This is a genomic window from Clostridium sp. (assembly GCF_036642255.1).
Classification (GTDB): Bacteria; Bacillota; Clostridia; order Clostridiales; family Clostridiaceae; genus Clostridium_J.
Genome location: NZ_JAVWDJ010000023.1, coordinates 28,347 through 43,930 on the forward strand (window position 1 = coordinate 28,347; position 15,584 = coordinate 43,930).

General features: G+C 31.6%; 12 protein-coding genes and 1 pseudogene. 5 read left to right on the forward strand and 8 right to left on the reverse strand.

Annotation, left to right across the window (positions count from 1 at the left end):
• Positions 1-601 precede the first annotated feature (601 nt).
• Positions 602-892, forward strand: a pseudogene (locus RR409_RS13045) (glutaredoxin family protein); the annotation flags it as partial.
• Positions 893-1,007: 115 nt separating this feature from the next.
• Here RR409_RS13045 and RR409_RS13050 read toward each other — a convergent pair.
• Together RR409_RS13050 and RR409_RS13055 are read right to left on the reverse strand one after the other, a co-directional pair.
• On the reverse strand, positions 1,008-3,299 hold the full coding sequence (locus RR409_RS13050) for a bifunctional diguanylate cyclase/phosphodiesterase (RefSeq protein ID WP_332558203.1): 2,292 nt from the start codon (positions 3,297-3,299) through the stop codon (positions 1,008-1,010).
• Between the two features lie 137 nt (positions 3,300-3,436).
• On the reverse strand, positions 3,437-3,670 hold the full coding sequence (locus RR409_RS13055; protein ID WP_332558204.1) for a single-stranded DNA-binding protein: 234 nt from the start codon (positions 3,668-3,670) through the stop codon (positions 3,437-3,439).
• Between the two features lie 637 nt (positions 3,671-4,307).
• Between RR409_RS13055 and RR409_RS13060 the strand changes: the two genes are divergently transcribed.
• From RR409_RS13060 to RR409_RS13070, 3 genes are all read left to right on the forward strand, one after another.
• A complete protein-coding gene (locus tag RR409_RS13060) occupies positions 4,308-4,784 on the forward strand; it encodes a hypothetical protein (protein WP_332558205.1) in 477 nt (158 codons plus the stop codon).
• A 422-nt stretch (positions 4,785-5,206) separates the two neighbouring features.
• Positions 5,207-5,584 (forward strand): BlaI/MecI/CopY family transcriptional regulator, encoded by a 378-nt coding sequence (locus tag RR409_RS13065; protein WP_332558206.1) that lies wholly within the window; start codon positions 5,207-5,209, stop codon positions 5,582-5,584.
• Positions 5,585-5,598: 14 nt separating this feature from the next.
• Positions 5,599-7,287 (forward strand): M56 family metallopeptidase, encoded by a 1,689-nt coding sequence (locus RR409_RS13070; RefSeq protein WP_332558207.1) that lies wholly within the window; start codon positions 5,599-5,601, stop codon positions 7,285-7,287.
• 281 nt (positions 7,288-7,568) lie between these two features.
• On the opposite strand, the gene ygeW is transcribed toward RR409_RS13070, so the two are convergent.
• From ygeW to RR409_RS13100, 6 genes are all read right to left on the reverse strand, one after another.
• The gene (ygeW, locus tag RR409_RS13075) at positions 7,569-8,762 is read right to left on the reverse strand and encodes a knotted carbamoyltransferase YgeW (protein WP_332558208.1); all 1,194 of its coding nucleotides are present in this window, start codon (positions 8,760-8,762) and stop codon (positions 7,569-7,571) included.
• A 379-nt stretch (positions 8,763-9,141) separates the two neighbouring features.
• A complete protein-coding gene (locus RR409_RS13080) occupies positions 9,142-9,906 on the reverse strand; it encodes a hypothetical protein (RefSeq protein ID WP_332558209.1) in 765 nt (254 codons plus the stop codon).
• 298 nt (positions 9,907-10,204) lie between these two features.
• Entirely contained in the window at positions 10,205-10,588 is a 384-nt protein-coding gene (locus RR409_RS13085; RefSeq protein WP_332558210.1) for a hypothetical protein, read from the reverse strand.
• 341 nt (positions 10,589-10,929) lie between these two features.
• Positions 10,930-11,067, reverse strand: coding sequence for a FeoB-associated Cys-rich membrane protein (locus RR409_RS13090; protein ID WP_332558211.1), 138 nt, complete (start codon positions 11,065-11,067; stop codon positions 10,930-10,932).
• 1 nt (position 11,068) lies between these two features.
• Positions 11,069-13,015, reverse strand: a complete 1,947-nt coding sequence (feoB, locus tag RR409_RS13095) for a ferrous iron transport protein B (protein ID WP_332558212.1) — start codon at positions 13,013-13,015, stop codon at positions 11,069-11,071.
• A 169-nt stretch (positions 13,016-13,184) separates the two neighbouring features.
• Positions 13,185-13,400, reverse strand: coding sequence for a FeoA family protein (locus RR409_RS13100; RefSeq protein ID WP_332558213.1), 216 nt, complete (start codon positions 13,398-13,400; stop codon positions 13,185-13,187).
• A 343-nt stretch (positions 13,401-13,743) separates the two neighbouring features.
• Between RR409_RS13100 and RR409_RS13105 the strand changes: the two genes are divergently transcribed.
• Positions 13,744-15,579 carry a S8 family peptidase gene (locus tag RR409_RS13105; protein ID WP_332558214.1) on the forward strand — a complete coding sequence of 612 codons (1,836 nt, stop codon included), beginning with the start codon at positions 13,744-13,746 and terminating at the stop codon, positions 15,577-15,579.
• The last annotated feature ends 5 nt before the right edge of the window (positions 15,580-15,584 follow it).

Here is a 15,584-nt window from a genome sequence, read left to right on the forward strand (position 1 = left end):
TCTCTTAGCTCTTATTAAGTGTTAGTAGTCACCATTATAAAACTTTATACTCCTTTATTTATCACCCTTTCAATGTTTTAAAACGACAAAAAACCTTTCCTTATAACAACGACTTGGAAAGGTTATAAATATCACATTATAAATAAGCTTAGCACAAAGCAATTATTTTTAAACAAAAATAATTGCACCAGGTTTCTATGATTATAAGCTAAATATGATGCTATATTATTCCTATCCAAAACTTTTCCAGTAGTTTAAAGTACTCCAAATAAACATCCCTTATAAAAAGATGTCTTAATTTTCCCTATACTACTTCTAGTGTTTCAATATGGATAAGATTATATAATCATTTTAGCTAGTCACCTCATTTTACATCATAAAAATACTCCTAGAGTATAAACTTTTCAGTTATAGTTGTCAATAATTACAATATAGTGATGTAGGATTTTCTGGTTGATTCATAAAATCTCGAATTTTTATTTTATTATTGATAAAATTATGAGTATATAATTTAATCGTAATAAGTAGATATTTATGTAAGGGAGGTATTAAAATGAAGAATATTACTGTATTTACAAGCAATACTTGACCCCACTGCCACACAGCGAAGGTGTACCTTCGTGAAAAAGGATATGAATTTCAAGAAAGAAATATACACACAGATGTAGCTGCAAGACAAGAACTTATGAAGAGAGGCATCAGAGGCGTTCCAACTTTTCTTATAGATGGCGAGGTAGTTATAGGTCTGGATACAGCAAAAATCGAAAGTCTAATGGATTATACTGTAGAAAATTGTCCTAACTGTCCCACAAGGCTCAGAGTTCCAAAAGGTAAAGGCAACCTAACAGTTACCTGTCCTAAGTGCAAAACAGATTTTAAAATGAGTACTTAATTAAAACCCCTCCTTGTCCTTTCAAGGAGGGGTTACCCATAAATATGCACATCACCTTCTTTTGCTTACCAAGATAAGACAATAGATGCATAGTGTTTTTTATTTTAAAAATTGCTTAAAACATAGGTTTATTACTTGTGTGACTTCCTTCTGCCTTGTTGTTTGTTCTGAGCAGTTCAATGGCATCTTTTTCTATAAGAGATTTGCTGAATAAATACCCTTGCATGATATCGCAGCCATTTTCTATGAGGTATCTTTTCTGTTCTTCAACTTCCACACCTTCAGTCACCACTTGAAGTCCAAGTTTATGGGACATGGAAATAATATCCCCTGTAATAAGTTCTTTACGTTCTTTAGTTGGTATTTTACTGATAAAGTATCGATCAATCTTTAAAGTATCAATGTTTAGTTCTGTAATTCTTGAAAAAGATGAATACCCTGTTCCGAAATCATCTAGAGCTATTGCAATTTTATTTTCTCTTAAAGTCTTGAGTTTTTCGTTGATGATTTCATAATTTCCTAAAAGAATAGATTCGGTTATTTCTAATTCAAGATTTGATTTTTCAATGCCAGTTGCTTTGATGATATCCATCACTGTGTCTGTAAAATCATCTCTAAGGAGTTGAATTCCAGATATATTTACCGCAACTTTAATATCCTTATAGCCTTCATTTTTTAAGGTGCGGATAAACTCACAAGCTGTTTTTAGTATCATATTCCCAAGAGGAACTATTAGTTGCTTTCTTTCAGCTACCCCAATAAACTCAAGGGGTGATACGAACCCAAGGCTTTCAGTTCTCATTCGTGCCAATGCTTCAAAGCAAGTAACTTTATTGGTTTTTAAATCAACTTGAGGTTGAAATTCTAAATATAGCTTTTTTGTATCATTTTTTAAAATAGCTGTCCTAAGCTCTTTTTCTATTAATTCTTCCCTTTGGAGCTTGCTCTCCATCTCTTCGTTAAAAAATGCGTAATTTACAGTATCATTGTTCTTGATATAGCTCAGTGAAATTGTGGCACCCTTGAGTAGTCTATCAACATTATGGTACTTACTATTTATTTCAACAATACCAATTTGTACACCTAGATTCTGCTCCGCATCTTTTACTTTAAACGGAGTATTAAACACCTCACTGATAGTATTAGTGAGAGAAATTAAGTCCTTTGTGCCATTATAGTCTTTCACATATAAAACAAATCTGTCAGCAGAAAATCTAAAGAGTATTTTATTATCATCAACTAGCCCTTGAATTTTTCTACTCATTTCCTTTAAAAGTTCGTCTCCGTACTCATAGCCATGAGTTAAATTAATAATTTTAAAATTACAACAGTTAATTAACAAAAGTGCTTTTGCATTTTCATCCTTCTTTTCTATCTCTTCAGTTAATAGCACTTTAAGATATTGTTTGTTTGGAAGTGCAGTCAATGTATCATAATACGCTAATTGGATAAGTCTTCTATTTTTTTTGTATATAAAAATCATGGTATAAAGCAAGGTTACATATATAATTATTATAGTCGCAATGCCTATTATGGTGGTCTGCCTTATAATTGCCTGGGTCTCTTCTATGGATTGCTCTATCACAAGGGTACCTATTTTACTGTCACCAAAATATACGGGTACAAAAACCTCATATTGTTTTTCTCCATGAACCTTATTGATAAATCCATATTCCCTATTTTCCTTAATTGCAATTTTAGCCTCTTCATTTGCTACTACTTGTCCAATAAGTTCATTATCAGTACTGTTCTTAATCTTAAAATCATTATCTATATAAGAAATTTGAGATACAGCTCCAACATCTTTCATTTCCTCAAGGGACTTTTGCATTTCAAAGTTTCCAAGAAAGTTGTGGATTTTGTCTGCTAAAACCCCTATTTGAAAAAAAGTACCATCTGAAGTTTTAAAGTATCCATATTTGTAATAAATTTTCGTTTCTGTATCTTGTCTTATGTCCTCTACAAGACTAATACTATTGCTAGTTATGAAGTTATAAACAGGGTGACCCACATAAGCTTTCCAACCAATGAATTTACCTGTATTGGATAACAGTATTTCGCCTTCAGGATTATATGAATAGATTTCATCAACTTCTAATTTACTTGCTAATTCTTTAAGCAATTCATTGCTATATCTTCCATCATATAAAGCTGTTGCTCTACTGGCAACTAATAGTTTTTCCTGCAGCAATTCATTTACTACATCGTAGGCCTGAGTTGCTGTAGATAAACTTTGAGAATAGCTCTTGGCAAAATTTACTGAATCCTCTTTCATATGGTTAAAGTAATATGCTTTTATACTTTTAATTGTAATGTAACTTATAATATAAAACATCGAAGTAGTGATTATGAATAGTATTATGAAAACTTTAATATTAACTTGCTTAAGTTTATTTTTATTATTCAAACTTTCCCCCCTATTTTATGGTGAGTATCCTGGGAAACTCTATAAAACCCCAGGTTGCTCCATGATTTATACTAAATCAAGTTATTTTCATCTATAAAGCCCAGTGATTTAATATAGGCTTTTATGCAGAAACAATATTATACTGCTTTATATTTTTGCTGATTTGACGAGGTCTTTTCGATAGCTTTTATTCTCTCTTCAGCATTATTTACATAGTTTAAAAATAGTGTTCCTAAGAGAAGCCTATCTCTCAAAGGGATTCTATTCCACTCATACCCTTTAAACAGATCCTTAACTAAAAAAACTTCTCCAGCATTGAGGTTCTTTGTTTGTTCTATTGCGTAGCTTAATAAATCATTTGTAATGGTCAAAATAAAAACCCCTTCTTGTCATCATGAATGTTAACAACATTGTTTATTATAATTTACCATATTACGACAATATACGTCAATATTCCCAATAAATTTCACAATTCAGAAATAACTATATTTCGTATTTATCACTTTTTTTAATTTAAGGTATAACTTATTTAAAATTACCTGAATTTAGTAACTACAGTAGAGGCGCTTTGGATTTCAATTTGCTGAAATCCAGTAAATAATCTTAACAGCTTCCCCTTATGAAATTTAATGTAGATGCATATTTTTTTCCATAAAAATAACCCTTAGAAAAACAAAAGTTAAATTCTATGCAGTATTCTAATAAAATCATTTGATAAACTTTTAATGACATTTTTGAAGGATAATCCCCCTGGACCCTATAGTTTTTAACGAGCTTAAGTTGTGAGTGAAATTTCCTTTCAAAGCTGCTTACCAAAATGAACTTGTTCATTATTTAATATTTTACTTTATAAGTATTCTCTTATATAAGTCTAAGAATTTTTACTATTATGCTTAGATTTAAGCTCAAATTGAATTCTAAAAAAATATGCACACATACATTCTTATAGAATAGAATGTAGTAGGGACAAGCTTTATTTGTCTCAAATTTAAGTGAGGTGTAATTTATATGAACGCATATGCAGACACAAACTCAAACAACTATAATGGTTGCGGTAGAAACAATAATGACAGAAGATATTTTGACAATGATTTTAATAGTGAATTAATCACTTATAATATCGGTCCTAACGTTCAGTGCCCACTAGTTCATCAACAATTTGCTATTAATATAGTAAGAACTAACACTACAGCACAAGCTACAGCCGAAACTATTTTCACAGGGACTGCCTTTAGGAATTGTCTTAATGTAGCTGACCCAATTTTCCCATTTGGTACTATTATCGCAAGAAATCTCTCCGCATTTCCTGTAACTATTAATATCGCTGGAGAAGGTCCAACTCAAACAATAATAGTTCAACCAAACTCAGAGGAAGCAATAGTGGCTAATTCTATTGGGAGAGTAGATGTGCTTGTTCCAGCTGGACAAACTGTACGAGTTTCACTTCTATTTGATATATTCTTCCCTGCTAATCCATTCATTTAATAGTGTAATAAATTGGGCAGAGCTTAGGCTCTGCCCTTTCTTACTTATGATGGTATTACACTATAAATTTCTTTAGGTTATTATCTATTTACAGTTCCTAATTATTAATTGTGGCCAATCGATTTATTTCATCTGAGTTTCAGTACTTCACAAATATACCACTACCATTTAAATCATTGTAGTTATTATACATTGTTACTCACAGTTCGGAGTACGAAATTCATTCAGCAAAATATGAGTAATTTGAATTTCTTTATTACATTCTATATATGAATAATAAAAACTTGCCCCCTAAAATTATTATGTGTAAAAGAAAATAGGACAAGAAGTATGTAAAATAATTACAATATACACTTGACTTTACCTTCCTACAGATGTAGTCTATAAATAGAGACTACACTTGTAGGAAGGGTGATAAAACATTGAAAAAGGTTAATTGTAAAATAACAGACGCCGAGTGGCTTATTATGAAAGTACTATGGGAGGAATCTCCATTAACTACAACTAAGATAATTCAAGTTTTAAATGAAACTACAAATTGGAGCCCTAAAACCATTCACTCACTTATAAGTAGATTAGTGAAAAAGGAAGCTATTAGCATTAATAAAGAGTCTTCACAATATCGCTACTATCCCCTTGTAGACAAAGCAGATTGTGTAATGGAAGAGACACGCTCTTTCGTTCAAAAGGTATATGACGGATCATTAAAGCTAATGATTGCTAATTTTATTAAGGACGAGAAAATGTCACAAAATGAAATTGAAGAACTAAAAAGAATACTGGATGAGAAGACAAAGTAAGGTAGGTGAAATTTATGAATTTGTCTAAAATATTTGAGCAAGTTGCATTATTATCAATAATGAGCAGTATGCTTGCCATAGGGATACTACTGATAAAGGGAATTTTTAGACAAAAGCTTAGTGGAAAACTTCATTACTATCTTTGGTTTGTGCTCTTAATTAGGCTTCTTATCCCCTTTAGCCTAGAAAGTCCATTAAGCTTGTTTAATTTTATTCCTAATCAGCAATCTAAAATTGAAATAACCTCACTGGCACAAGAAAGTTCATTAAATATACCTTTGTTAAATATGCGCCAATATGTTAGTCAAGAAAAACCAATGGATATACCTATTGATGGCACCTCAACAGCTATTACACATGGATTAGGATTTAATTTTAAAACTGCAACTTTAATTTGGCTTATAGGTATTTTATCAATTCTTTTATATATTATCTTTGTTAATATGGCATTATTATTTAAGCAAAAGAAACAGCCGTTATGTGATAGGTTGGATATCATTGAACTTTTAGAAGAAGCTAAAATAAGACTTAAAGTATGTAGAAAGGTATCTATTGTTTATGATTCAGCCTTTAAATCTCCAGCTATTTACGGCTTAATACGACCTAAATTATTAATCTCAAAAGAAATTATAGATAAGTTAACTACAGAAGAACTTAAATTTATTATTTTACATGAAGTAACTCATCTTAAACGAGGAGATTTGTATTTGAATTTAATCATTATATTTATTCAAATAATTTATTGGTTCAATCCGATAATTTGGTATTCACTTTATAAATTTAAGCAGGATTGTGAATTAGCTTGTGATGAAACTGTTTTAGAAACATTGACTTCTGAAGAAATAAAAAAATATGGTTATACTATCATTAATATGTTTCAAATACTTTCAGAATCTTACTGGGTTCCTGGAACTCTAGGTTTTGCAAGCAAATATAATAATAGGAGAATAATTATGATTTCATCATTAAAAAAAACATCAATGAAAGCGGCTATTTTAGCTTTATCTCTAACTCTCTTGGTAGGTTGTTCAAGTTTAACTAGTCCTGTGACAATCAACCCAACTAATACAAAGGATGAAAGTAGTGACGTGCACGTTCCACCAAATGCGCCACCTGAAAATTCAACTTCAGATGGTAGTAATCCCAGTAATCCTTCTTCATCTACCAATAATAATTCCTTAGAAGCGAAGCCCAACAACAATACGGGTACTTCCTCCGTGGAAAATAATAAACAAGATTTGCTTTTGTCTAACATTAAGAAATTAGCTCAAGAAGGAAAAATTATTAACTGTGAGTTCCCTGTAAAAACTACTGTAATTGATACTGTTGAAGAAAAATGGGGAAAGTCAGATCAAAGTGATTGGGTATCTGCGGCTAAAGGGCTATATGTAACCTTTTCAAAATATAATGTAGTGTTTGGCGTTAACAAAGGTTCTCAAATATTTGAAGTTAGGTCTTTTGATAAAAAATTAGGTGAACTATCTCTTTCCATGGTGAAAAAGACTTATGGAGCTCCTGAATATGACGTTACTGTGAATGGAGAAGAAATTATTGGATATACTGCCGGAAAATACTATAAAATATTATTAGTATTCCCACAGCCTACAGCAAACAATAAGGATCCTTTGCTGCATCATTACTCAGTTTTCTACCCAAGAGGTACTGTTAATAATATGGCAAGTGATCCTGGTAGAGAGTGGTAATTACAAGATCCCCTGATAAAATAAAGCCTGTGCATTATTGTTTTGCACAGGCTTAGTATTTTATTTCATTAAATAATGAACAAGTTCATTTGGGTAAGCGACTTTGGAAGGAGATTTACCTAGTCAAAGCATTCTTCTGATACCAAGGTTTTGCTTACTGACGACGACTCCAATCTAAATAGGTTGGAGACTTATCCTTCTAAAATCTTGTAAAGTTATCGCAAGAATACAATCTATAAAGACCCAGTATTTATTGGTTTAAACTTGGCAATTAATTTTTATTAACCACGGAATCTTTTTGGTTCTTCTGACATAAGCTTTTCAAAAACTGCAACGGGATCTTTAACTTTGCTTAAAACCATCATAGCAGCAATAATATATGGCTTATAGCTTGCTTCTTTGTATAGTGGATCTCTGTAACGCTCAAATACAGAAGCTTCTACTTCCCCTTCTTTACAGCTAACTCCTGAAATGTCTGCAGGTAGGCAGTGTAGATAAAGAGCTTTACCTTCTTTTGTAGTTGCCATTAGCTCCTCAGTGCACTCCCAGTCCTTATGCTTAGCATTTTGTGCTAATAGTTCCTTCTCTAAAGCTTTGATACCATCGAAGTCCCCACTGCCATAAAGCTCTGTTCTCTTTTCCATAGCTTCGAAAGATGCCCAGCTCTTTGGATAAACAATATCTGCATTAACAAAAGCTTCTTCCATAGAGTTTGTTTTTGTGAAACTACCTCCAGTAGCTGCAGCATTTTGCAATGCTACTTCCTCAACCTCAGGCATTACTTCATAGCCTTCTGGATGTGCAAGCACAACTTCCATTCCAAACCTTGTCATTAATCCGATTACACCTTGAGGTACAGATAATGGTTTTCCATAACTAGGAGAATAAGCCCATGTCATTGCAATCTTCTTACCCTTTAAATTCTCAACACCACCAAAATAGTTGATGATATGAAGCATATCAGCCATACTTTGAGTTGGGTGATCAATATCACACTGGAGATTAACTAATGTAGGTCTTTGCTCAAGAACCCCTGCTTCATTGCCTTCTTTTACAGCTTTGCTTACTTCTCTCATGTAGGTGTTACCTTTACCAATATACATATCATCACGGATACCGATAACGTCTGCCATAAAGGAAACCATGTTTGCTGTCTCTCTTACTGTTTCACCGTGTGCTATTTGAGATTTTCCTTCATCTAAATCTTGAACTTCTAATCCTAATAAATTAGCTGCACTACTAAAGCTGAAACGTGTTCTTGTAGAATTGTCACGGAACAAAGATACAGCGAGTCCGCTATCAAATAATTTTGTAGAAACATTATTTTCTCTTAAATCTCTTAAAATATCAGCCACTTTAAATACTGCTGCAATTTCGTCATCAGATTTTTCCCATGTTAGTAGAAAATCATCGTTATACATTTTAGAAAATTCTAGACCTCTTAATTCTTCTAATAATTTTTTTGTTTTTTCCATAAATAATTAAACCTCCGAAATATATTTTTTAGGACCTGGCTTAATACATGCCGCTAATCACGGCCAATTATTATACGTTTTTTCAACGTATACTTTTGGTGCTAACTCAAAGCTAACTACTATTTATACCAAACAGTTTGTACACTTTATTCTCCATTAAGAAAATGCTCTTAGTTCTCAACTTCCAAGCAAAACTAATGTAAAAAATACCTCATAACCTGATAATAAATTATATGCCTGTCCTATTTAAAATATTTCTCCGTTTTTAAATTAATTAACACAAGTTCCCCTCGTAGAATAAGCTAATAAAATTGTTTAGTGTTTTTAGGATTTGGAAATAGCATGCATAGTTATTTTATAATGGATTAATTTCTAAATCTCATAGGGTTATAGTAACTTCACTAGCAAGTTCTTCCCTTAGGGATGTATAACTACTTATAATTATAATATTCCCTACCACGTTGAACTTAAAATCACAGCAAGAAGAGTTTACCGCTGCATCATCAAGTTCAGTAATCTTCCTATGTGCAGCCATAGTAGTTTCACTACCTGCAATTGATCTTTGAAAACTTTGAAAGATCAATTGATTAAGTTCTTTTTTGGCCACTTCATTGTTTAACCTTACAAAAGACATAAATGCATTGAAAGTATTTATGGTTTTATATATTTTATTATGAAAGACTATGTTTTGTATGTGAATGTTAGCATAAGGTATTTCCCAAGGTATTAAATGGTGTTGTATTGGATTCACATTAGTAGATTTAAGTACATAGTTGAGTAAAATCAGTTCTTGCTTTGATTTTAAAAATAATAATTTATAGTTACCATAGATTACTTGCTCTATGGTATAACCTATACACTCCAAAATTATCTCGTGAGCAGGATATCCCATTTTTTTATTTCCTTCATATAATTCTTTTGCAAATTCAATCAAAGACTTATTAACGCTCTGTGCATATACCATAAATTTCTCATGCTGTCTAGTTTGTAATGCTTTTAGATTATTATATAGATATATTCCATTTTTCATATCTTCCTGAACTTTAAGAAATACTGGATAAGTGATAGATACTTTAATAAATTGTTCAATCTCTATGTCATTATCATACCAGAATACTTCAACTATCTCATTATACTTAGTCATAGTATACCCCCCATTAGAAATTGGTTCTATGGAACATTTGGTAAATGTCTTCATTCAATTAGCTTAGTTATAGTTATTCTACAATATAATGAAAAATGCCCTATAAGCACTTTCTATAAAAAATTTTAACCTCCACATTTTGTACTGACCCCCATGTACTTGACAATGGGCAATTCATTTCTGTAGAGGTTAAAATTCTTAAAATACCTATAAAATATTATTTAATCATATTCAGCTATCAAAGAGAAAAACACACGGAAATCTTTTATCCATGTGTTTTTATTTTTATTTTTTTATTTTATTTTTTAATTTTCTTATATAGATAAATACCGAGCTGAATTAATAAGCCAGCAGCTAAACCTATAATTATCCAAACAACTAAGGACATCACACCAACTAAATCTCCCCACCCAGACATATCTTTTAAAAATGATATATACATTTGAAAAAATCCAATTATTAAACCCAGTATGAAAGTAATAGATGCTATTTTAAGTGTAAAAAATGTCAATATTGATGCTACAATACCTACCAACGATGAAAAAATTATATAAGCAGTGATATTTTTGAAGGTTATTTCATTCCCTAAAACCACTTTAACTCCTATAAAAAACATTATAAAGGATGCAATTGCCACTGTTAAACCAACAAGCCAACACTGTTTTCTTTCTAATTTTAACATTTTAATTCCCCCTTTAATATTAAGCAATGGTTTCTAATTTTTATAAAATCTAAATAGGTTTTAAAATTAACTACATGTAAAAACTTTTAAACTTTTATTTTCCTATCCAATTATTCATGAACTTATTGTTTTATTTTATATACGTTATAGTATCAAAATAGTTATGTTTATTGATATCTTTATTATTTTAATGTTACTAGATTTAATACCATAACTCATATAATTTTTCTCTTTTAAAAGAGCTTCTACTTCTTAACTTTAGTTTAATATAAAAGAGACCCTGAATCAAACTTTTATTTTGATTCAGGGTCTCTTAATATTATGGTTTTAATTAGTTTAAATTACTTTTTGTTGCACTTACTTTTATCTGAGCAACTACTTCCACAACTGCATTTTTTATTTTTTGCATCTGAATAAACTTTTTTTGCAGCAACTATTATAATACTTACAAATATTAACCCTACGATTATGTTTCCCATATTATGCTTCAACTCCTAATTCCATACGCTTGTTATCTGACTTTTTAATAGTTATTGCAAGATAAGTTACAGTAACAAGTGCAATTATTATGGCAGGGACAAAACCTACTGCTGGTTTACGTGACACTATTAATGTACCAACTTGGTTTATTATCATAGCTAATATATAACCAACGCTGAATTGGAATGCCAGAGCTTTAAATAACCATTTTTTTGAACCAAGTTCTGAATTCATAGCTCCCATTGCTGCAAAGCAAGGTGGAGTGAATAAGTTAAATACAAGATAAGCAAAAGCTGTAACTGGAGTAAAGAACTCTGTTAAAGTACCTCCTGGTAAATGTAATGCCTCTTCTGAGGATACAGCCAAAAGCACTGCAAAGGTAGCAACAATGTTTTCTTTTGCAATAAAACCTGTTATTGCAGCCGCTGCCAGTTGCCATCCCATAAAACCTAGAGGAAGTAGAATTGGTGCAATAACTTTACCTAAAGAAGCAAGAATGCTTAAGCTTTGATCTTCAACTGGGCTAAAGTTCCATCCATAGGCTTGTGCAAACCACACTAGAGTATTGCATACAAGTATTATAGTTGTAGCTTTATAAATAAAACCTTTTGCTTTATCTATCATTTGAAGAAAAGCATATTTTAAACTAGGTAATTTATATTCTGGAAGCTCCATTATAAAATAAGAAGAGTTCTCCCACACAAAAATTTTCTTTAATAAAAGTCCGCCAATTACAATCATCGAAATTGCAATGAGATACATGCTTGGTCCAACCCAAGTACTTTCTGGGAAGAATACCGCCGCAAAAAGAGCAATAATTGGAAGCTTAGCACCACAAGGTACAAAAGGAGTAAGAATAGTTGTCATTCTTCTTTCATTAATATCTTCTATGGTTCTTGTTGCCATAACCCCTGGAATAGCACAACCAGAACCTACAATCATAGGTATAATGGACTTTCCTGATAATCCAATTTTCTTAAAAAATCTGTCCATTACCACAGCTACTCTAGCCATGTATCCACAATCTTCAAGGAGAGATAAGCAAAAGAACAATACCATAACTAGTGGTAAAAATCCTACAACAGCTCCAATACCACCAATAGCTCCATCCACTATAAGAGCTTGAAGTAATGGACTAACTCCTATTCCTTCAAAAAAGCTATTTGCAGCATTAGGAACAATTTCACCAAACACTACATCATTAAAGTATGCTGATAAATATCCACCTAAACCGTTGATGGAGAAGGAGAATACAGCCCACATGATTGCGAAAAATATCGGAAGTCCTAACCATTTATGAGCTACGATTCTGTCCATTTTATCTGAAAAAGACACCTTGCTTGCATCCCTTTTCTTAACTTGACACTTCTTTACAATTCCATCTACTAGTTTTTGTCTTGCAGTATCAGATTCTTTATTTGCAAACTCTAGTGGAATTTGAGGTTTGTTTTCCTGTCCAACTGTAATAGCCTCATCTACTAGATTTAATAACCCTTCTTCTGAGGTTGCGGTGGTAGCAATAACCTTACAATTTAATAATTTACTAAAGGCTCTAAGATCTAAAGTATCTCCTCTTTTAGATGCAATATCGCTTTTATTTATAGCAACTACTACAGGAATTCCTAGCTCTAGAAGTTGAGTTGTAAAGAATAAGCTTCTACTTACATTAGCCCCATCTACAATATTAATTATTACGTCTGGGCTTTCACTTAAAACGAAATCTCTTGTAATTGCCTCTTCACCAGTAAATGGAGAAATAGAGTATGCACCTGGTAGATCAATAATCTTAACCTCTAACCCCTTAGAATTATATTTTTTCTTAAGTTCAGCTTCTTTTTTTGATACAGTAACACCAGCCCAATTTCCTACTGCTTCTGATTTTCCTGTAATTGCATTATATAATGTAGTTTTCCCACAATTAGGATTACCCGCTAATGCTATTTTCATAGTAATTCCCCCTCATTTAAAACTTTATTTGACATTGATATTCATTATCAATAACACTTCAAAAATAATATGCTATATTTCATAGCATACATATTATTTATATTAAGTATAAAAATAAACTCACTAATTTTTCTTATGTAAATAGCTTCTATGACTCTAATGTTAGAGCTTATGCCTCTAACACAATAGATTTCGCCATATTTTCATCAAGTGCATATCTACTATCTTTAATATTAACAATATAATTTCCTGCAAGTTTCGAAATTAGAGTAATCTCTTCTCCTTCAAAACATCCTAAAGTAAAAAGAAATTTTTTAATTTTTTCTTTACCTTCAACTTGTTTAATATTAAAGGTCTCACCTATTCCTGCTTTTGATAATAACATAATTGACTCACCTACTTTATAGACTATTTACCAAATAATACTTTCTACTGATAAAGATTATCATTTTCATCTAATTTTGTCAATAGCGAAGTTTTAAAAATTTGTTCCCTTAAGGAATACCCCTGTAATACTAGATATAAATTCCTATGGATATGAATTTTGTTTTTAAGTGTTATTTAATTTTATTCTTCACAAAGTTACTAATTAAAACATATTATAAGAAAAGTATATTTTGCATTAAAAACTATTTATATCTTTATTTGGCACTAAAATTAAGTTTATACACTTATAGTAAGAATATAATGTCATATAATTAAAGTTATATTTAAAAGGTGGTGATATTTTGAATACTAATAGAGAAGCACCTACTACTGCAACTAGTTTTAATGAAGGAAACTTTAATGAGGATTATCAGACCTACCTTATTAAAACTGATGAAGAATTGAAATTGCCATTACCCCTTGATTATGCAATTCTTTATGAGATTGCTCCTACTTACTACGTTGTTGCATTAAAAAGTGGAATGTTGGATTCCTTTAAAAAAGAAGTACCAGAGATATCAAATATAGATTCCGCTTATCCTTATACATTAAATGCAGTTGATCCTATTCATGCAGCTGATATACCGCTGGTTAATAGCCCTGAGTTTCTGAATTTGCGTGGTAAAGATACTGTTGTTGCAATTGTGGATACAGGTATAGATTATTTAAATCCTCAATTTTGGGACGAAAATGGTAATTCAAGAATAATCGAAATTTGGGATCAGACTATAGATAGTGGGACTGGAGTCCAAAGAGCGCCATATGGCACAATTTATACAAAGGATCAAATAAATCTAGCACTTAATGCCTATAAAAATGGCGATGACCCTTATGAAATTGTTCCTTCAAAAGATGTAATTGGACATGGAACTCAATTAGCTGGTCTACTTGGCGCTAAAGGTATAGACGGCGTTATAGGTGGTGCCCCAGAATGTGAATTTGTAATTGTGAAACTTAAAGAGATGAAACAAGTTGATTTAGAAGAAGCCGGAATATCAGAAAGAACTACCTTAATTTATGGAGGAATTGATTTACTTCTAGCAATTCACTATACTTTTGAGGTTAAAAATTCCATAACAAACCCAATGGCTGTATTGATCGCATTAGGAACAAACTATGGTGGTCATGACGGAATATCTTCAATTGAGAGGTTTATTGATATATGGGGACAAAAAATTGGCTACGTTTTTGTTACAGGTGCAGGCAATGAAGGAAATTCAGATACTCATGCTTCTGTGCCTTTGACAAAAAAATTTGAAATTGATAGTAGAGATTTTATTGTAGATGAAAATGAGAAAAACTTAGTTCTTTCAATTTGGATTAATAAGCCCAATGTAGTATCTGTAGGCTTAGTTTCTCCTAGAGGAGAAGTGATATCTACAGTGCCTGCAAAGTTTGTGAAGCATGAGCAATTTGATTTAATTCTTGAAAATAGTGTTGTAGAAATCACCTATTATTTAAACGAGTACTCAACTGGTGATGAACATATCTTTATTGTAATAAAGAATCCACGACCAGGTGTTTGGCAGCTTAGATTTAAGGGGGATTATATAACTTCAGGTAGAATAGATGTTTGGCTTCCTCAACGTGCTTTATTAAAACCATTAACTAGATTTTTATATTCAGATCCTTTTATCACATTGCAAATTCCATCAACCTCTGAACTAATACTAAGCACTGCTTACTTTAATCAAAATAATTATAGTAGGGTTCCTACATCTGGGCGAGGTTATACAAGAACTGGTTTTATAAGTCCTTTAATTGCTACTGGCGGAATTAATGCTTTAACTACAGGCTTAAATAATACAATAGTAACCGTAAGTGGTTCAAGTGTTGCAGCTGCTGTGCTTTGTAGTGCAGTACTATTATTGCTAGAATGGGGTATTGTTTTAAATAATGACCCTTCTATGTATGGGAAAAACATACAATCATATTTAGCAACAGGAGCTGATACACGTCCTGGTGACGTTCATCCTAATCGTGAATGGGGCTGGGGCATGTTGGACCTAGACAATACTTTTACTAATCTAAGTTCTTACCGCTTAAAAAATAGAAATATTACAATAGAATATCTTTCAAGTGCTTTAGAAATTAAAATTTCAGAAGACTTGTATTCTAGACTGATTAAAGCAAGGTAAATATA